14 protein-coding genes are annotated in these 19,604 nt (G+C 57.9%); 7 read left to right on the top strand and 7 right to left on the bottom strand.

What is annotated here, in order from left to right:
* Positions 1-32: 32 nt before the first annotated feature.
* The 4 genes from ligA to AAEZ03_RS03395 all read right to left on the bottom strand — a co-directional run bounded on the left by ligA (position 33) and on the right by AAEZ03_RS03395 (position 7,770).
* A complete protein-coding gene (gene ligA / locus AAEZ03_RS03410) occupies positions 33-2,390 on the bottom strand; it encodes an NAD-dependent DNA ligase LigA (protein ID WP_350576036.1) in 2,358 nt (785 codons plus the stop codon).
* A 95-nt stretch (positions 2,391-2,485) separates the two neighbouring features.
* Entirely contained in the window at positions 2,486-3,361 is an 876-nt protein-coding gene (zipA, locus tag AAEZ03_RS03405) for a cell division protein ZipA (protein WP_153375204.1), read from the bottom strand.
* Between the two features lie 258 nt (positions 3,362-3,619).
* Positions 3,620-7,108: a chromosome segregation protein SMC gene (gene smc / locus AAEZ03_RS03400; protein WP_350576033.1), complete on the bottom strand. Its 3,489-nt coding sequence runs from the start codon at positions 7,106-7,108 to the stop codon at positions 3,620-3,622.
* A 2-nt stretch (positions 7,109-7,110) separates the two neighbouring features.
* On the bottom strand, positions 7,111-7,770 hold the full coding sequence (locus AAEZ03_RS03395; RefSeq protein WP_282364203.1) for a GntR family transcriptional regulator: 660 nt from the start codon (positions 7,768-7,770) through the stop codon (positions 7,111-7,113).
* A gap of 223 nt (positions 7,771-7,993) precedes the next feature.
* Here AAEZ03_RS03395 and xdhA point away from each other — a divergent pair, with 223 nt between their 5' ends.
* The 4 genes from xdhA to guaD are packed head-to-tail and all read left to right on the top strand — an operon-like array spanning position 7,994 to position 14,069.
* Positions 7,994-9,448 (top strand): xanthine dehydrogenase small subunit, encoded by a 1,455-nt coding sequence (gene xdhA / locus AAEZ03_RS03390; protein WP_350576031.1) that lies wholly within the window; start codon positions 7,994-7,996, stop codon positions 9,446-9,448.
* A complete protein-coding gene (gene xdhB, locus AAEZ03_RS03385) occupies positions 9,441-11,912 on the top strand; it encodes a xanthine dehydrogenase molybdopterin binding subunit (protein WP_350576029.1) in 2,472 nt (823 codons plus the stop codon). Before xdhA ends, xdhB begins: the two co-directional genes overlap by 8 nt.
* Entirely contained in the window at positions 11,905-12,762 is an 858-nt protein-coding gene (xdhC, locus tag AAEZ03_RS03380; protein ID WP_350576027.1) for a xanthine dehydrogenase accessory protein XdhC, read from the top strand. Before xdhB ends, xdhC begins: the two co-directional genes overlap by 8 nt.
* Before the next feature lie 8 nt (positions 12,763-12,770).
* On the top strand, positions 12,771-14,069 hold the full coding sequence (gene guaD, locus AAEZ03_RS03375; protein WP_350576024.1) for a guanine deaminase: 1,299 nt from the start codon (positions 12,771-12,773) through the stop codon (positions 14,067-14,069).
* Between the two features lie 122 nt (positions 14,070-14,191).
* Here guaD and AAEZ03_RS03370 read toward each other — a convergent pair whose 3' ends face one another.
* Positions 14,192-14,944: a GntR family transcriptional regulator gene (locus AAEZ03_RS03370; protein WP_048389959.1), complete on the bottom strand. Its 753-nt coding sequence runs from the start codon at positions 14,942-14,944 to the stop codon at positions 14,192-14,194.
* A 258-nt stretch (positions 14,945-15,202) separates the two neighbouring features.
* Between AAEZ03_RS03370 and AAEZ03_RS03365 the strand changes: the two genes are divergently transcribed.
* Complete coding sequence (locus AAEZ03_RS03365) at positions 15,203-16,393, top strand: benzoate/H(+) symporter BenE family transporter (protein WP_350576021.1); 1,191 nt, start codon at positions 15,203-15,205, stop codon at positions 16,391-16,393.
* 65 nt (positions 16,394-16,458) lie between these two features.
* Here AAEZ03_RS03365 and AAEZ03_RS03360 read toward each other — a convergent pair whose 3' ends face one another.
* Positions 16,459-17,220: an SDR family oxidoreductase gene (locus AAEZ03_RS03360; protein ID WP_350576020.1), complete on the bottom strand. Its 762-nt coding sequence runs from the start codon at positions 17,218-17,220 to the stop codon at positions 16,459-16,461.
* Positions 17,221-17,412: 192 nt separating this feature from the next.
* On the opposite strand from AAEZ03_RS03360, the gene AAEZ03_RS03355 reads away from it, so the two are divergent.
* A complete protein-coding gene (locus AAEZ03_RS03355) occupies positions 17,413-18,417 on the top strand; it encodes an NADP-dependent oxidoreductase (protein ID WP_350576018.1) in 1,005 nt (334 codons plus the stop codon).
* Positions 18,418-18,461: 44 nt separating this feature from the next.
* On the opposite strand, the gene pyrF is transcribed toward AAEZ03_RS03355, so the two are convergent.
* Positions 18,462-19,160: an orotidine-5'-phosphate decarboxylase gene (gene pyrF / locus AAEZ03_RS03350; protein ID WP_162208464.1), complete on the bottom strand. Its 699-nt coding sequence runs from the start codon at positions 19,158-19,160 to the stop codon at positions 18,462-18,464.
* A 231-nt stretch (positions 19,161-19,391) separates the two neighbouring features.
* Here pyrF and AAEZ03_RS03345 point away from each other — a divergent pair, with 231 nt between their 5' ends.
* Positions 19,392-19,559, top strand: coding sequence for a DUF2897 family protein (locus AAEZ03_RS03345; RefSeq protein ID WP_082148642.1), 168 nt, complete (start codon positions 19,392-19,394; stop codon positions 19,557-19,559).
* Positions 19,560-19,604 lie beyond the last annotated feature (45 nt).

The raw sequence follows: 19,604 nt of genomic DNA, 5'->3' as shown, positions 1-19,604 counted from the left end.
GCCTGCGGCAGCGACTACAGATTTTGCAGCTGTTACAGGCTAATACCCTGCTCTTTGAGGAACGCTACAAACGCTTCTTCATCCAGCACCTTGAGACCCAGTTCATTGGCCTTGGTCAATTTGGACCCCGCCCCCGGCCCGGCCACGACGCAATGGGTTTTCCCGGACACCGAGCCCGAGACTTTGGCGCCTAGGTTTTCCAGCTTTTCTTTGGCGATATCGCGGCTCATCAATTCCAGCGAGCCAGTCAACACCCAGGTCTGCCCGGCCAGCGGCAAGCCTTCTACGGTTTTTTTCTCGCTCTGCCAGTGCATGCCGAAGTCACGCAGTTGCGCTTCGACTTCCAGCGCCAGTCGCGCATTGTCCGGGTTGTCGAAGAACTCGCGCACGGCCTTGGCTTGCTTTTCAGGCAAGGCCTGACGCATGTCCAGCCAATCGGCGTTGATCACGCGCTCAAGGGTGTCGAATTTGTCGGCCAGCTTCTGCGCACCGCCCGGCCCAACAGACGGAATGTGCAGCTTGTCGATCAACCCGCCCAAGGTTGCGCTGGCGGCAAATTCAGCGCCCAGCTCACCTTGATCCTGTAATTCCAGACCGCGCTCCAGCAATTGACCAATCACTTGGCGGTTGTGGTCATCGCTGAAGAAGCTGTGGATCTCGTGAGCCACTTCCAGGCCCACGTCCGGCAAGTACGTGAGCACTTGCGGCAACGCACGCTGCACGCGCTCCAGAGAGCCCAATGAGCGCGCCAAAACCTTGGCTGTCTCCTCACCTACATCTGGAATACCCAATGCGTAGATAAATCGCGCCAGTGTCGGACGCTTGCTGTCGGCAATGGCCGCCAACAAGTTGTTGCTCGACAGTTCGGCAAAGCCTTCCAGGTCAACGATTTGCTCAAATGACAGGGTGTACAGGTCGGCAGGCGAACTCACCAGACCTTCATCGACCAACTGCTCAACGCTCTTTTCACCCAGGCCTTCAATGTCCATGGCCCGTCGCGAGACAAAATGGATGATCGCCTGCTTCAATTGCGCACCGCAGGCCAGCCGCCCGACACAGCGGTACACCGCACCTTCGCTGACGGTTTCGCGGCCCTTGCTGCGCTTGATCAATTGCGTGCGCTCGACGTGGGAGCCGCACACCGGGCAGTTTTGCGGGATGTGCACCGGACGCGCGTTGTCAGGGCGCCGGTCGAGCACCACTTGCACCACCTGCGGGATCACATCTCCGGCACGGCGAATGATCACGGTGTCGTGAATCATCAGACCCAAGCGTGCCACTTCGTCCATGTTGTGCAACGTGGCATTAGACACGGTCACGCCCGCCACCTTGACTGGCTTCAGGCGTGCAACCGGAGTGACCGCCCCCGTACGCCCGACCTGGAACTCAACATCCAGCAGCTCAGTCAGCTCTTCCATTGCCGGGAATTTATGGGCGATTGCCCAGCGCGGTTCACGTGCGCGAAAGCCCAATTCGCGTTGCGAGGCCAGGCTGTTGACCTTGAACACCACGCCGTCGATTTCATACGCCAACGAGGCACGACGCTCACCAATGTCACGGTAGTAGTCCAGGCACTCGGCAATGCCTTTGGCCAGTTTCAACTCGTGACTGATGGGCATGCCCCACTGCTGCAACTGTTTGAGATTGCCAATGTGCGTATCGGCAAACTCTTCAGAAACTTGCCCCAGCCCATAGCAGCAAAACTCCAGCGGACGGCTGGCGGTGATTTTCGAATCCAGTTGGCGCAGACTGCCAGCCGCTGCGTTACGCGGGTTGGCAAAGGTTTTGCCACCCGCCGCAAGCTGGGCTTCATTGAGGCGGTCAAAACCCGCCTTGGACATAAACACTTCACCGCGCACTTCAAGCACCGCAGGCCAGCCGCTGCCCTGCAACTTAAGCGGGATGTTGCGCACAGTGCGCACGTTGACGCTGATGTCTTCACCGGTGGTGCCATCACCTCGAGTCGCGCCGCGCACCAGAACGCCATCCTGATACAGCAAGCTGACCGCCAGACCATCTAGCTTGGGTTCGCAGCTGTATTCAACTTCTGCACCGCCGCCGAACAGGTCGCCCGCCGGTAAATCCAGCCCCTCGCTGACACGCCGATCAAATTCGCGCATGTCGGTTTCATCAAACGCGTTACCCAGGCTCAGCATGGGCACTTCGTGGCGCACTTGAGTAAAGGCCGACAACGCCGCACTGCCCACGCGCTGGGTCGGCGAATCTGCCGTCACCAGTTCCGGGTGTTCCGCTTCCAGGGCTTTAAGCTCACGAAACAGCCGGTCGTACTCGGCGTCCGGGATGCTCGGCTCGTCGAGTACGTGGTAGCGGTAGTTATGCTGATCCAGTTCAGCGCGCAGCTCTAGAATGCGGGTGTTGGCGGCGGTCATGGGGTTTTCTCTCACAAAGCAAATGAGCAGCCGAGGCTGCTCATGTGTTAATTCATAGTTCACTCAGCGGGAGCGATCACACAGCCCCCACGGCTTTAGCGTTTTTGAGTCAGGGCACGACGCTCGAATTCGACGATGCGCTGGCGGTAATGCTCAATAGTCTGAGCCGTCAACACGCTGCGCTGGTCGTCTTTGAGTTCGCCGTTGAGTTCCTGGGACAACTTGCGCGCTGCTGCCACCATCACATCAAACGCCTGCTTGGGATGACGCGGGCCTGGCAAGCCGAGGAAGAAGCTCACCGCTGGCGTGCTGAACAGATCGATGTCGTCCAGATCGAACACGCCCGGTTTCACGGCGTTGGCCATGGAGAACAGGACTTCGCCGTTGCCGGCCATGCTTTCGTGACGGTGGAAAATATCCATTTCACCGAAACGCAAGCCGCTCTCAAGAATGTTTTGCAGAAGCGCCGGGCCTTTGAAGCCTGCAGGGTCACGGCTGATAACGCTGATGACCAGCACTTCTTCGGTTGCCGGTGCGGGCTCTTTGCTTTCTGCCGCAGCCACTGCTGGCGTCTGACGCCCGCGTGGCTTGGTTTCAACAGGAGCATCATCGTCACGCGCACTGAAGCTTGGACCGTCATCATCAAGATCGAGGTTGAGGTTCAAGTCACCCTGGCTTGGCTCACTGGCACGTTTACCGCGCTTGGAGGACTTCTCACGGGGCGGCATGCTTACCGATGGCAGGTCATGCTCATCGAGCTGCGGCTCTTTGTGATCCGGCGTATCCAGAACCCGTGACGGGCCTAACAGCTCGGCGCTGTTTTCCTCGTCGGGCACATTGGAAAAACTGCGGTCAAGACGAAACTTGAGCTTCCCTTTACCGCCACGCATACGACGCCAGCCGTCAAAAAGAATACCGGCGATGACCACTATGCCGATGACTATCAGCCACTCGCGCAGACCGATTTCCATGTAATCCCGTGCCCCTAAAAAAATGATTCTATGAAGAAGAGCCTAAAGCCCTTTAAAACGTGGCGCCAACTCTATGTTCTGAATGACGTTTTTCCACGTGCAAAAAAATTAGACGCTAAATTAACACGACCAAAGATAACTTTACACCGTCTGTCACCTTGAGTTAGGCCCATGTAGCCGATGACCTACACGTCTCATCAGCCAAATCTGTAGGGATTTTCTTACATGAAGAAAATTTTACCCCTACTTGCTTATAGCTCATGCATCGACCATTGCCATTGCTTCCTCAACATCAACCGCAACAAGACGTGAACAACCTGGCTCATGCATCGTCACCCCCATCAACTGATCAGCCATTTCCATGGCGATTTTGTTGTGGGTGATGTAGATGAATTGCACGGTCTGGGACATCTCTTTAACCAACCGCGCATAGCGCCCCACGTTCGCGTCATCAAGTGGTGCATCAACTTCGTCGAGCATGCAGAACGGCGCCGGATTGAGTTTAAAAATGGCAAAAACCAATGCCAGAGCCGTCAATGCCTTCTCACCACCGGACAGCAAATGAATCGTGCTGTTCTTTTTGCCCGGCGGCCTCGCCATGATCGTTACCCCTGTATCGAGTAAATCTTCGCCCGTCAGTTCCAAATAAGCGCTGCCGCCACCGAAAACTTTTGGGAAAAGTGCCTGTAATCCACCATTTATCTGATCAAAGGTGTCTTTGAAGCGACTGCGGGTTTCTTTATCAATCTTGCGAATAACGTTTTCCAGGGTGTCCAGTGCTTCGACCAGATCGGCATCCTGGGCATCCAGATAACGCTTACGCTCGGACTGCTGCTGGTATTCATCAATGGCCGCGAGGTTAATCGCACCCAAACGCTGAATGCGCGCAGCAATCCGCTCAAGTTCCTCTTCGGCCTGCTGCTCATTGAGTTCGTTACTCAATGTTGCCAGCACCCCGTGCAAGTCATAACCGTCTGCCAGCAACTGATCTTGCAAGGCCGTGCGCCGAACTGTCAGCGCCTGCCATTCCATACGCTGCTGCTCAAGCTGGCCACGAATCAGTTGAGACTGTTGCTCGGCCTGGTTGCGGCGCTTTTCAGCGTCGCGCAATTCACGGTCCGCATCTTCAAGAGCCAATTGCGCAACTTTAAGTTCCTCGTCAACGCTCAGGCGTTTATCCAGCAACTCTTCAAGTTTAAGGCGCAGCTCTTCAAGAGGGGCTTCGCCCTCCTCCAGATTGAGGGTGAGCTGCTCACGCTTTTCAGCGAGCCGCTCAGATTGCAGCTCCAGCCGCTCCAGCGCCTGACGGGTCGAATCGTGCTGCGCCCTGAGTGAGCCCAGGCGTACGGCCAATTGGTGGGCGTGATCCTTGTGCTGACGGGCTTCTTGACGCACCCGATCAAGGCGTTCGCGCAAGCTGTCGCGTTGAGCCAGTAGCAGTTCGCGCTGCTCGGTGTCAGTGGCCATCGCATCCAGCGCTTGCTGCAAGTTCAGGCGCGCCTCACCAACGTGCTCATGCTCCAGCGCACGTTGCTCGCTGAGCTCGGCCAGCTCTTCGTCAAGCCGCCGACGGCGCAAGGTCAACTGCTCGACCTTGGCTTTACTGGCAGACAGCTTGGCTTTGATCTCGCCTTGTTGGCGGGCTTCGTCCTGCAAGCGGCGACGAACTTGCTCACGCGCGTCTTCTTGAGCGACTTGCTGCTTACGCAAGCGTTGCAACTGATCCTCAAGGGTCGCCAAAGTCGCTTCACGCTCTTCGCGCTCAATCCCCAGACGCTGGATTTCCTGGCCGCGGGCCAACACGCCGCTTTCGGCTTCACTGGCGCGGCGCACACGCAAAAAGTTGCGCCCGACCCAATAACCGTCACGGCTGATCAGGCTTTGGCCGTCGGCCAGTTGCCCACGCGCTGCCAGTGCCTGCTCAAGGGTTTCAACCGGTTTGACCTGCCCCAGCCAAGGCGCCAAGTCAAAATCGGCTTCGACTTTGTCCAGCAAACTGCCCGCGATGCGGCTCGCGGTGGCGTCGGCGCTGAACAGGCGTAAATCACCTTGGGCAAAGCCCGCCAGATCCACTTGGGAAAAATCATCCACCAACACGGCCTGGAGGTCGGCACCCAGCACCGTTTCGACCGCAAGCTCCCATCCGGCTACAACCCGCAGGCCTTCCGCCAGACGTGGACGCTCAGCCAATTGCTGCTCACGCAGCCATTCGCCTGCACCGGCGCCAGGGTCCAGCGCGGCCTGCTGCAGTGCCTCAAGGGAAGCCAGACGACCGTTAAGCCGCTGCAACTCGCCCTGGGCCTGCTGCTGATTTTGCGTGGCTTGCTGCAAGTCGTGACGCACTTGCTCAAGGCGCTCGATCACCTGTTCTTCGCTGGCTTGCAGCTCTTCTTGGGTGAGTTCGCTGGTCGCCAGCAACTCACTCAGTTCAAGAATCGCTGCATCTTCCGGGTCTGCTGCGAGCAAGGCACGCTCTTCGGCCAAGCGACGCTGGCGTTCAGCCACGCGTTCCATACTGGTTTCCAGTTGCTGGATACGCGCTTGCAGGACTTCGGATTGGCGTTGCGGCTCAGCCGAGCGCAGGTTGAAGGCATCCCACTGCTCTTGCCAGGCATGCATGGTGACTTCGGACTCTTCGAGCGCGGCCGCCGACTCTTCAGCGGCGGCGCTGGTCAGTTCCTGTTCGGGCACCAACATTTCGAGCTCTTCACCCAGCGTCGCCAGCATTGTGCGGTCATGCCCCAGGTGCGACTCGGTTTCAAGGCGCGAGCGCTCGGCTTCGCGCAAGTCGTCTTGCAACTGACGCAAACGTTGCTGCCCGTGCTGGATGCTTTGTTCGACGCGGGCGATGTCGCCACCCACCGAATAGAAGCGCCCTTGCACCAAATTAAAGCGTTCTGACAGGTCGTGATGCCCGTCACGCAGGCGTTCGATGCTGGCATCGGCATTGCGCTGCTCAGCGACCAACGCTTCAAAGCTGACTTCCTGATCGCCAATGATCGTTTCGCGCTGGCCCACCTGCTCGTTCAGGGCTTGCCAGCGCAACGCGGACAACTGCGCCTTGAGCTGACGCTCTTCGGCTTTGTATTCCTGGTACTTCTCGGCGGCCTGGGCCTGACGGTGCAGACGCTCAAGCTGGCGACCCAGCTCTTCACGCAAGTCGGTCAGGCGCGCGAGGTTCTCGTGGGTGCGACGAATCCTGTTTTCGGTCTCGCGGCGTCGCTCCTTGTACTTGGAGATGCCGGCCGCTTCTTCGATAAAGTTGCGCAGGTCTTCGGGCTTGGACTCGATCAGCTTGGAGATCATGCCCTGCTCGATGATCGAGTAGCTGCGTGGCCCCAGGCCAGTGCCGAGGAAAATATCGGTGATGTCACGACGACGGCACTTGGTGCCGTTGAGGTAATAGGTGGTCTGGCTGTCGCGGGTCACTTTACGGCGGATGGAGATCTCGGCGTAGGCCGCATATTCGCCCAGCAGTGTGCCGTCGGAGTTATCAAACACCAGTTCAATGCTGGCCTGGCTCACGGGTTTACGGCTGGTGGAGCCGTTGAAGATGACGTCGGTCATCGACTCGCCGCGCAGGTTTTTGGCCGAGCTTTCGCCCATTACCCAGCGTACGGCGTCGATAATGTTCGACTTGCCGCAACCGTTGGGGCCAACCACGGCCGCCATATTGCTCGGAAAGTTAACCGTTGTCGGGTCAACGAAGGATTTGAAGCCCGCCAGTTTGATGCACTTGAGACGCACGCTTAGGCAACCGTCAAGGCAGACAACACCAGGTCACAACTGCGCTGAGCATATCGGCTCAGTACGACACGAATTTGCGATAAATCACGCGCTAGAACCGCCTCAAGCAACTCCGCGAACAGCGCCAGAAACTCGCTCATCTCGGCCTTGCGTTGTTCCAGTGCCAGGTAATAGGCACGGCTCATGGCCGGGTGCAGATTTTCGACGGTTTCTTGCAGGTACGGGTTATCGGCAAACGGGTAGGCAGCGCGCATCACGTTGAAGCTGTCTTCAACAAAGGCGCTGATGTCCTGGCGCTCGTAGCTGTCGACCAGACGCTGCTGGATTTGCAGGAAAGGCCCCAGGTCAGACGGCGCTGTCCAGCGCTGCGCAACGGCATTGCCGAGCAAAATGTACATCTCGCTCATCAACGTACACAGGCTTTGGACCTTGTGCGCAGTGAGCTCGGTGACATGTGCCCCACGCCGTGGAAGGATCGCGATCAAGTGTCGACGCTCCAGGATCAACAACGCTTCGCGCACAGAGCCGCGGCTGACATTGAGCGCCAGCGTTACCTTCTGTTCTTGAATGCGTTCTCCAGGCTTGAGCTCGCCACGAATAATCCGCTCAGCGAGGTGGTGAGCTATTTGCTCGGCGAGGCTATCCGGCGCCTTGAACGTCATGTTGTACCTTCAAAATCTTCGATCAGTGCAGGCGGCGGAGTGTAACGCACTTGCGCGGTGCAAGCAGAGTGTCTCGGGCGCCGAATGTGGCACGAAATAAGCAAATAAATCGTGTCGCGATCAATCACCGGGATGACTCACTGGCATTTCTTGACCCTGAAGTCAGCAATGACTAGATTCAATTCATCCCGCCCGATAAAAATAGTGCAGTGCGAGGCCGCCCGTGATCCAGTTTTTAGTTAATCAGACGCTACGCACTGAACATGCACTGGACCCCAACCTCACCGTACTTAATTACCTGCGTCAGCACCTGCACAAACCCGGCACCAAGGAAGGTTGTGCCAGCGGTGATTGCGGCGCCTGCACAGTGGTTATTGGTGAGTTGCATACCGACGAGCAAGGCACTGAAGGCCTGCGCTATCGCAGCCTGAATGCCTGCCTGACCTTCGTTTCGGCCTTGCATGGCAAGCAGTTAATCAGCGTCGAAGACCTCAAGCACCAGGGCCAGCTCCACAGCGTGCAGCAGGCGCTGGTCGACTGCCACGGCTCGCAATGCGGCTTTTGCACACCCGGCTTTGTCATGTCGTTGTTTGCCCTGCAAAAAAACAGCCCTGAGGCCAACCACCAGCAGGCCCACGAAGCACTGGCCGGCAACCTCTGCCGCTGCACCGGCTATCGACCGATTCTGGCCGCCGCGGCGCAAGCCTGCCACTCAGTGCCTGCGGACCAATTTGATGCACAACACGGCGCGACCTTGGCCAAGCTCAAGGCCATCCGCCCCGTCGGCGCCAGCGAACTGAATAACGGCGACAACCGTTGCCTGCTGCCGCTTACGCTTGACGAGCTGGCCCGCGCCTATGCAGCGCATCCCCAGGCGCGCCTGCTGGCGGGCGGGACCGACCTGGCGCTGGAGGTCACGCAACTTCACCGCAGCCTGCCGGTGATGATTGCTCTCGGGCAGATTGCCGAGCTAAAGCGCATCGAACGCTTTGCCGATCGCCTCGAAATCGGCGCTGCAGTGACGCTCGCGGATGTTTACCACACGCTCAACGCCGAATACCCGGACTTCGGTGAGCTGTTACAGCGTTTTGCTTCGCTGCAAATTCGCAACCAGGGCACCTTGGGCGGCAACATCGGCAACGCTTCGCCCATTGGTGATTCGCCACCTCTGCTGATTGCCCTCGGCTCACAACTGGTCTTACGCAAAGGGGCTACACGTCGCACGCTGGCGCTGGAAGATTACTTTATGGACTACCGGGTGATCGCCCAAGCTGAAGGCGAATTCATCGAGAAAATCGTCATCCCGCGCGCCAAGGCCAGCCATTTTTTTCGCGCCTATAAAATCTCCAAGCGTCTTGATGACGACATCAGCGCCGTGTGCGCTGCGTTCAATCTGCACATCGAAAACGGCGTGGTGATCGACGCCCGCATAGCCTTCGGCGGCATGGCAGGCACGCCCAAACGCGCCAGCGCCTGCGAGGCGGTCTTGCACAACGCGCCCTGGAACAGCGCAACGGTGGAGCGAGCCTGCAACGCCTTGTCGCAGGATTTCAGCCCGCTCTCGGACTTTCGCGCCAGCAAGGAATACCGCTTGCTGTGCGCGCAAAACCTGTTGCGCAAATACTTTATCGAACAGCAAACCCCGGACCTTCAAACGCGGGTAACGGCTTATGTCTAACTCTCACGCGATCGAAATGTCCCAGGCTGAACTGAGCGCCCTGTTTGCCCAGGATTTGAAAACCGGTGTGGGCCGCAGCGTCAAACATGACAGCGCAGATAAACATGTGTCGGGCGAGGCACAGTACATCGATGACCGGCTGGAATTCCCCAACCAGTTGCACGTGTACGCGCGTTTGTCTGACCGCGCCCACGCACGCATCATCCGCATCGTTACCGCGCCCTGCTATGCCTTTGCCGGTGTGCGACGGGTGATCACCCACGAGGACATCCCCGGCCTCAAAGACATCGGCCCGCTGTTGCCGGGCGATCCGTTATTGGCCATCGATACCGTGGAGTTTGTCGGGCAGCCGGTACTAGCGGTGGCCGCCAGCGACCTGGACACCGCCCGCAAGGCAGCAATGGCGGCCGTGATCGAGTACGAAGACCTTGAGCCAGTACTTGATGTCGTAGAAGCACTGCGCAAAAAACACTTTGTGCTCGACAGCCATACTCACCAACGTGGCGACGCCAGCACCGCGCTGAGACAGGCCACCCATCGGCTGCAAGGTCAACTGCACATCGGTGGGCAAGAGCATTTTTACCTTGAAACACAGATCTCTTCAGTCATGCCCACTGAAGACGGCGGCATGATCGTGTATTGCTCAACCCAGCACCCGACCGAGATCCAGAAGCTGGTGTCCGAAGTGCTGGGCGTACCGATGAATAAAGTCGCGGTAGACATGCGCCGCATGGGCGGCGGCTTTGGTGGCAAAGAGACCCAGGCGGCCAGCCCCGCGTGCTTGTGTGCGGTGGTTGCGCACCTGACCGGGCAACCAACCAAGATGCGCCTGCCACGAAGCGAAGACATGCAGATGACCGGCAAGCGTCACCCTTTTTATATCGAGTACGACGTCGGGTTCGATGACAACGGGCGGCTGCAAGGTATCCAACTAGACCTGGCGGCCAACTGCGGCTACTCGCCCGACTTGTCAGGGTCCATTGTTGACCGCGCCATGTTTCACGCCGACAACGCGTATTACTTGGGCGATGCCACAATCCATGGGCACCGCTGCAAAACCAACACGGCCTCCAATACGGCGTATCGCGGCTTCGGCGGCCCGCAAGGCATGGTCGCCATTGAGGAGGTCATGGACCGGATTGCCCGGCATTTGCACCTGGACCCGCTGGCGGTGCGCAAGGTCAATTATTACGGCAAAACCGAGCGCAACGTGACTCACTATTACCAACCCGTGGAGCACAACTTGCTCCATGAAATGACCGCCGATCTCGAAGCCAGCAGCCAATACGCGGAGCGTCGCGCGGCGATCAAGGCCTTCAATGCCAGCAGCCCGATCCTGAAAAAAGGCCTGGCCCTCACCCCGGTCAAATTCGGCATTTCGTTCACTGCCAGCTTTCTCAACCAGGCCGGAGCGCTGATACACATTTACACCGATGGCAGCATTCACTTGAACCACGGCGGCACAGAAATGGGCCAGGGCCTGAATATCAAGGTCGCGCAAGTGGTGGCCGAGGTGTTTCAGGTGGAAGTCGACCGCGTGCACATCACCGCCACTCATACCGAGAAAGTGCCCAACACCTCACCCACGGCGGCCTCCAGCGGGGCAGACCTGAATGGCAAGGCAGCGCAAAATGCGGCTCAAACCATCAAGCAGCGATTGATTGAGTTTGCCGCAGAAAAGTACCAGGTCAGCGCCCAGGACGTGGTGTTCCATAACGGATTGGTGCGCATCGGTGAACAGATTCTGAGTTTTGCAGCACTGATCCAGCAGGCCTACTTCGGCCAAGTCTCGCTCTCCAGTACCGGCTATTACAAAACCCCGAAGATTTTTTACGACCGCAGCCAGGCCCGTGGCCGGCCGTTTTACTACTACGCTTTTGGGGTTGCCTGCGCAGAGGTGATCGTCGACACCCTGACCGGGGAATACAAAATGTTGCGTACCGACATCCTGCATGACGTGGGCGCCTCGCTGAACCCGGCCATTGATGTGGGCCAGGTTGAAGGCGGCTATGTGCAGGGCGTGGGCTGGCTGACCAGCGAAGAACTGGTATGGAACGCCAAGGGCAAGCTGCTGACCAGCGGCCCGGCCAGCTACAAGATCCCGGCGGTGGCCGACATGCCATTGGATCTGCGGGTGAAATTGGTCGAAAACCGCAAAAACCCGGAAGACACGGTGTTCCATTCCAAAGCCGTGGGCGAGCCGCCCTTTATGCTCGGTATTGCCGCGTGGTGCGCGATAAAAGACGCGGTCGCTAGCCTCGCCGATTATCGCGTGCAACCCGATATTGATACGCCTGCTACGCCGGAACGGGTGTTGTGGGGCTGTGAGCAGATGCGTAAGGCTGTAGCCGCTGCCGAAGGCTGCGATGGGTTGCGTAGCAGCCCTGAAAAACCGAAGGTCCTGCGACCCTTATCGCAGCCTGCGGCAGCGGCTACAAATAAGCGAGGACCAAACCATGAATGAGTGGATCCGCGCACTGGCCGATTTGCAGCAACAGGGTGAACCGAGCGTACTGGTCACGCTTATCGAAGAACAAGGCTCAACACCGCGAAATGCGGGGGCAAAGATGCTGATCAGCGCCAGCCAGGTCTACGACACCATCGGTGGTGGCCATCTGGAATTTAAAGCCATGCACATCGCCCGCGAGATGCTCGCTGCCCACTCACAAGGGCCGCACCTGCAGCGCTTCAGCCTCGGCGCCAGTCTTGGTCAATGCTGTGGCGGCGTGGCCGTGCTGCTGTTTGAACCCATGGGTCAGGTGCAAGCACACATAGCGGTGTTCGGCGCCGGGCATGTCGCCCGCGCACTGGTGCCCCTGCTGGCCAGCCTGCCCTGCCGCGTGCGCTGGATTGATTCGCGGGAGCAAGAATTCCCGGCATTGATACCGGCCGGAGTACGCAAAATAGTCTGCGAAGACCCGGTAGATGAAATCAATACGCTGCCTGCGGGTTGCTACTGCATCGTCATGACGCATAATCACGCCCTGGACCTGGAACTCAGCGCCGCCCTGCTCAAACGCAACGACTTTGCCTACTTCGGCTTGATTGGCTCAAAAACCAAGCGCATGAAGTTTGAACATCGCCTGCGTGAGCGCGGCATCAGCGCCGACCCTCTGCAGCGTATGCGCTGCCCGATGGGCTTAAATGAGGTGAAGGGCAAGTTACCGATTGAAATCGCGATCTCCATCGCCGGCGAAATTATCGCCACTTATAACGCCCACTTCGGCCAGCACACTGCCTGCGCCGAACCGATTGGCGCTGAACCCCTTACACAATTGGTGGCGTCTTCGCGACGCAGCCATGCCACGCACTGAGAGTTGTTATGACCTGTAAAGCCTACCGCGCCGCCATTCTGCACAGCATCGCCGACCCTGCCGAAGTCGGGATAGAGGCCTCCTACGAGTATTTTGAAGATGGCCTGCTGGTGGTCGAGGACGGCAAAATCACCGCGCTGGGCAATGCCCTGGACCTGCTCGAGACGTTACCTGCCGACACTGACATTACCTTCTACAGCGATGCGCTGATCACCCCGGGCTTTATCGACACCCATATCCATTTCCCACAGACCGGAATGATTGGCGCCTACGGCGAGCAGCTGCTCGACTGGCTGAACACCTACACGTTCCCGTGCGAAAACCAGTTCGCCGACAAGGCACATTCCGAGAAAGTCGCGGATATTTTCCTGAAAGAGCTACTACGCAACGGCACAACCACAGCCCTGGTCTTCGGCAGTGTGCACCCGCAATCGGTAGATGCCCTGTTCGAAGCCGCACAACGTCTGGACCTGCGCCTGATCGCAGGCAAAGTCATGATGGACCGCAATGCACCGGACTACCTGACAGACACTGCCGAATCAGGCTACAACGACAGCAAGGCGCTGATCGAACGCTGGCATGGTCAAGGCCGCTTGCACTACGCCGTGACCCCGCGTTTCGCGCCGACCAGCACACCAGAACAATTAACCCTGGCGGGCAAGTTGTTGAGCGAATACCCGGACGTGTATTTGCACACCCATATCAGCGAAAACCTTCAGGAAATCGAGTGGGTAAAATCGCTGTTCCCCGAGCGCAAGGGCTATCTGGACGTGTACGACCATTACCAACTCTTGGGCGAACGTTCGGTCTTTGCCCACGGCGTACACCTGTGCGACGAAGAATGCGCACGCCTGGCTGAAACCGGCTCCGCCGTGGCCTTCTGCCCGACGTCCAACCTGTTTCTGGGCAGTGGCCTGTTCAACTTGCCGATGGCCGAAAAGCACAAGCTCAATGTTGGCCTGGGCACCGACGTAGGCGCCGGGACAAGCTTCTCGCTGCTTAACACCCTGAACGAAGCCTACAAGGTCATGCAATTGCAAGGCGCACGCCTCAACCCGTTCAAGTCGCTGTATTTGGCTACCCTGGGTGGGGCGCGGGCGCTGCGCCTGGAAGACAAGATCGGCACCCTGAAACCGGGTACCGACGCAGACTTTGTGGTACTGGACTACAACGCTACGCCGCTGATGAGCTATCGCCTGCAACAATCCAAAGACATCGCCGACACGTTGTTTGTGTTGATGACCTTGGGGGATGACCGCACGGTTGAGCAGACGTACGCGGCAGGGAACCTGGTGCATCAGCGTTAAGGGACTGGCCAGAACACGTGTAGTCGCTGACGAGGGACGAGGCTGCGATGCGGGCCGCAGGATCGCCTTATGGGGCCGCTTCGCACCCCATCGCAGCCTCGTGCCTCGTCAGCGACTACAGGTTAGCGATGGCTTTTGCCTTTGGTTTGCAGCAGGTGCGAGAACACCGCATGCAAATCGTCCGAGGCGCCTTCTTCGTCGAGGTTGAGCTTGCTGTCGATGTGGTCCATGTGATGCATCATCAGGTCCACTGCCAGTGCACCGTCACGGGCTTCGATGGCATCGATCAGTTGCATGTGCTCGTCGTAGGAGCAGTGTGAGCGGTTGCCGCTTTCGTACTGGGCAATAATCAACGACGTTTGCGACACCAGGCTGCGCTGAAAGCTAATCAGCGGCGCGTTCTTGGCGGCTTCAGCCAGCTTCAAGTGAAACTCGCCCGACAACCGAATGCCTGCACCACGATCGCCCCGCGAGAAACTGTCGCGCTCGTCCTGGACCATTTTGCGCAACTCAGCCAGATCATCCGCCGTAGCATGAACCACGGCCAATTCCGTAATGGCTTTTTCCACCAGACGGCGAGCAAGAAAGACTTGGCGCGCTTCTTCAACACTCGGGCTAGCTACCACTGCGCCACGATTGGGGCGCAGCAATACAACCCCTTCATGGGCCAGACGCGAGAGTGCGCGGCGGATAATGGTCCGACTTACGCCAAAGATTTCGCCCAGCGCCTCTTCGCTCAACTTTGTGCCCGGCGCCAGACGCTGTTCGAGAATGGCCTCGAAGATATGCGCGTAGACAATATCGTCCTGGGTTCCGCTGCGACCGGCCTTGCCGGCGCGGGTGGGTTTCTTGAGAGGCTGCAACTGTTCGTTCATGGGCACTCGAATGGGAAAAGCGGCGGCAAATTGAGCGTTACGTTTATACGTAAACGGGCCTCGCTGACAATGAATTAATGCAAGAAAACTGGCCGCATTGTACACAACCCCGAGTGTATGCACGACTGTATGGCCGTTTGATATCCCGGCTGTATTGCAATGAAATGTTACTTTTGCGTTTAGGCTTGCGCACTGTTCACTGTCTTATCAAGAACAGCTTTTGCAGAGCACTCTGCCCAGTACAAGGAATTGCGTTTTATGACCGACGCCACTCAGCCACGCTTGCACCCGTTGGCCGACACCTCACCTTCTGCGGTGGTCGCGGGTTTCATTGCAATGATGACCGGCTATACCAGCTCATTGGTGCTGATGTTTCAAGCAGGCCAGGCAGCAGGTTTGACCAGCGGACAAATCTCTTCATGGATTTGGGCGCTGTCCATTGGTATGGCCATTTGCAGCATAGGCTTATCCCTGCGTTATCGCACCCCCATTACCATCGCCTGGTCAACGCCCGGCGCGGCCTTGCTGATCACAAGTTTAGGTGGCGTCAGTTACCACGAGGCCATCGGTGCGTACATCACATGTGCCGTGCTGGTGATTATCTGTGGGGTAACCGGGAGTTTTGAGCGCCTGGTAAAACGCATTCCGGCGTCCCTGGCTGCGGCATTGCTGGCCGGTATCTTGTTCAAGATCGGTAGCGAGATATTTGTCGCTGCGCAGCATCAGACCGGCCTGGTGATCGGCATGTTTTTTACCTACCTGATCGTCAAACGCCTGTCGCCGCGCTACGCGGTATTGGCCGCGCTGGTGATTGGCATCGTGATTTCGGGGTTGCTCGGGCTGCTGGATTTCAATGGTTTCGCCCTGGAAGTGGCCGTGCCGGTGTGGACCACGCCTTCCTTTTCGCTGGCAGCCACCATCAGCATCGGCATCCCGCTGTTTGTTGTCGCCATGACCTCGCAGAACATGCCGGGCATCGCCGTGTTACGCGCCGACGGTTATACCGTGCCCGCTTCGCCGCTGATTACCACCACGGGGGTAGCCTCGCTGCTGCTCGCCCCTTTTGGTTCACACGGGATCAACCTGGCGGCCATCAGCGCGGCCATCTGCACCGGGCCACATGCCCATAAAGACCCCAAAAAGCGTTACACCGCGGCCATGTGGTGCGGGATTTTCTATGGCATTGCAGGCATTTTTGGCGCCACATTGGCCGCCTTGTTTGCCGCCTTCCCTAAAGAACTGGTGCTGTCGATTGCGGCCTTGGCACTGTTTGGTTCGATCATCAACGGCCTGACTGTTGCCATGACGGAGTCCAAAGAGCGAGAAGCTGCGCTGGTGACGTTTATGGTCACCGCATCAGGCATGAGCCTGTTCTCGGTCGGCTCTGCGTTCTGGGGCATCGTAGCAGGCGTGTTGACGCTGATGATTTTGAACTGGAAAACCCGCTGAGTCATGGCTCAACGTGGGCTGCGATCTTTTTCAACATCAAAAGATCGCAGCCTTCAGCGGTTTCATTAAATCGCTAAAGCCCCGCCATCAATTGCCAAGGCATGACCCGTGGTAAATGCTGCACCGTCCGAACACAGGTACAGCACAGCACTCGCTACCTCCTCTACCGTGCCCACTCGCCCGACCGGGTGCATCGCCGCAGCGAACTCCGCCTTTCTCGGTTCTGCCTCGTACGCGCGGCGGAACATATCTGTGTCAATCACGCCCGGGCACACCGCATTCACGCGGATCTTTTTCTTTGCGTATTCAATGGCCGCCGACTTTGTCAGACCAATCACCGCGTGCTTTGACGCCGAGTAGATACTCATCTTCGGCGCGGCGCCAAGGCCTGCCACGGACGCAGTATTGACGATCGCTCCACCGCCCTGGCTGAGCATCAGAGGCAACTGATATTTCATGCACAACCACACACCTTTGACGTTCACGCCCATGATTGCGTCGAATTCATCCTCGGTGCCGTCCGCCAAGCGGCCGTGCTCGATTTCGATGCCAGCATTGTTGAAGGCGTAATCCAGACGGCCATAAGTGCTGAGGGTCTGCTCCATCAAATGTCTGACGTCCGCCTTGAGGGCGACATTGCAACGTACAAATGCTGCGCTGCCACCGGCGGCCTTGATCAGCTCGACAGTGCCCTCCCCGCTCGCGGCATCCAGATCGGCCACAACGACCTTCAAGCCCTCGGCCGCAAAGGCCAGTGCCGTGGCCCGCCCGATACCGGCACCGGCCCCGGTCACCACAGTCACTCGCCCGGAAAACGTCATGCTCATTATTCTTATCCTCAAAGGGGAAAATCTGTTTTCAGTGTAGGCACACCCAAACAACTTATTTATCGAAGTGATATAAGTCCGCCTACCAACATCATCCCAATTGATGAAAAAGCATTCGTAAGATCATGTTCGCTTGCCGACACGGCCCAGAACGTCTATCAACCTCCTTTGCCTTAATGATGAGTGCCTACGATGACCGCCGAGACTAACCGCCAATTCCTTCTCGCCAAACGCCCCGTCGGCGCAGTAACCCGCGACATTTTCACCTATCAACAGGTGCCTGTGGCTGAGCCCGGCGACGGGCAAGTCGTGGTTAAAAATGAATACCTGTCCCTCGACCCCGCAATGCGCGGCTGGATGAATGAAGGCAAGTCCTACATTCCCCCGGTGGCTCTCGGCGACGTGATGCGCGCTCTGGGCGTCGGCAAAGTCGTTGCCTCGAATCATCCCGACTTTAGCGTCGGTGATTACGTTAACGGCGCGCTGGGCGTACAGGACTACTTTGTTGGGGAACCCCGCGGTTTCTACAAAGTTGATCCCAAACTGGTGCCTTTGCCGGTGTACTTGTCAGCGCTGGGCATGACCGGCATGACCGCCTACTTCGCGTTGCTCGACGTGGGAGCACCTAAAGCCGGAGACACCGTAGTGATTTCTGGCGCTGCGGGCGCCGTCGGCAGCATTGCCGGGCAAATCGCCAAGCTCAAGGGCTGTCATGTGGTCGGTATCGCAGGCGGCAAAGACAAATGCGCTTACCTGATTAATGAGCTGGGCTTTGACGGCGTGATTGACTACAAGAACGAAGACGTTCTCGCGGGCCTGAAACGTGAATGCCCTAAAGGGGTCGACGTGTATTTCGACAACGTGGGCGGCGATATTCTGGATGCTGTGCTCAGTCGCTTGCGTTTCAAGGCGCGCGTAATCATCTGCGGCGCGATCAGCCAGTACAACAACAAGGAAGCTGTCAAAGGGCCAGCGAACTATCTGTCACTGCTCGTCAATCGTGCGCGTATGGAAGGGTTTGTAGTGATGGACTATGCCGACCGTTACGCAGCGGCCGCACAAGAAATGGCTGCTTGGCTGGCCAAAGGCCAACTTAAAAGCAAGGAAGACATTGTTGAAGGGCTGGAGACTTTCCCCGAAACCCTGCTCAAGCTGTTCAGCGGAGAAAACTTCGGCAAGTTGGTACTGAAGGTTTAAAACATAGGTCGCCGCAGCCCAGGCTGCGGCGACTTCACTCGCGCTTAAGCTATTTCGGCAACAACGGCAGCCAATGCTTTGGCCGGATCAGCCGCTTGGCTGATCGGGCGACCAATAACCAGGTAATCAGAACCCGCATCCAACGCCTGACGCGGAGTCAAAATGCGACGCTGATCATCCTGAGCACTGCCAGCAGGACGAATCCCCGGCGTTACCAATTGCAGCGACGGGTGTGCGGCCTTCAGCGCTTGCGCTTCCAGAGCCGAGCACACCAGCCCATCCATCCCGGCCTTCTGTGCCAAAGCAGCCAAACGCAGCACTTGCTCTTGTGGCTCGATGTCCAGGCCGATGGCAGCGAGGTCTTCGCGCTCCATGCTGGTCAATACCGTGACACCGATCAACAACGGTTGCGGCCCGGTGCGCTTGTCCAGCTCTTCACGGCAGGCAGCCATCATGCGCAAGCCGCCCGAACAGTGAACGTTAACCATCCACACGCCCATCTCGGCAGCAGCCTTTACGGCCATCGCGGTGGTGTTGGGGATGTCATGGAATTTTAGGTCCAGGAAGACCTCAAAGCCTTTGTCACGCAACGTACCCACAATCTCAGCAGCGCAACTGGTGAACAACTCTTTGCCCACTTTTACGCGGCACAGTTTCGGGTCCAACTGATCAGCCAATTTCAGTGCGGCGTCACGCGTAGGGTAATCCAGGGCGACGATGATAGGAGTCTGGCAGTCGGACATTAGCGGGTTCTCAGGCTGGTCGAAATCGGCGCGCATTGTAGCGGAAGCCGCCGCCTACCGGCACCCGATGATCGTATTTTCATAACTTTAATCATCTTGAGGTGATCACACGCGCACGAAAAAATAACCGGCCTACAATGAAATCACTGATAACTCACACACTTAACGGGATAGACAGCACTACGCTTCGCAAATTATTTGCTCAGCTACGTGCCCTTCAAGGAGAACACAATGCCCTGGTATGGTTGGATAATTCTCATCGTAGTCATCGGCGCTATAGTTGGCGGCCTGATGACCCTGCGTGACACCGCCGACAAAGTGGAACTGACCGATGAGCAGCGCAAACGCGTTGCTGAACGCAATGCCGAAATGGACGCAAAAGAATCAAAGGACCGGTAAAACGTGGGCAGTCCTCAGCGCTCGTTCAAGGATGAGCCCTGAGGA

It is taken from the genome of Pseudomonas sp. HY2-MNA-CIBAN-0224 (assembly GCF_040310285.1).
Classification (GTDB): Bacteria; Pseudomonadota; Gammaproteobacteria; order Pseudomonadales; family Pseudomonadaceae; genus Aquipseudomonas; species Aquipseudomonas helleri.
This window is presented reverse-complemented; position numbering and strand designations above follow the sequence as displayed.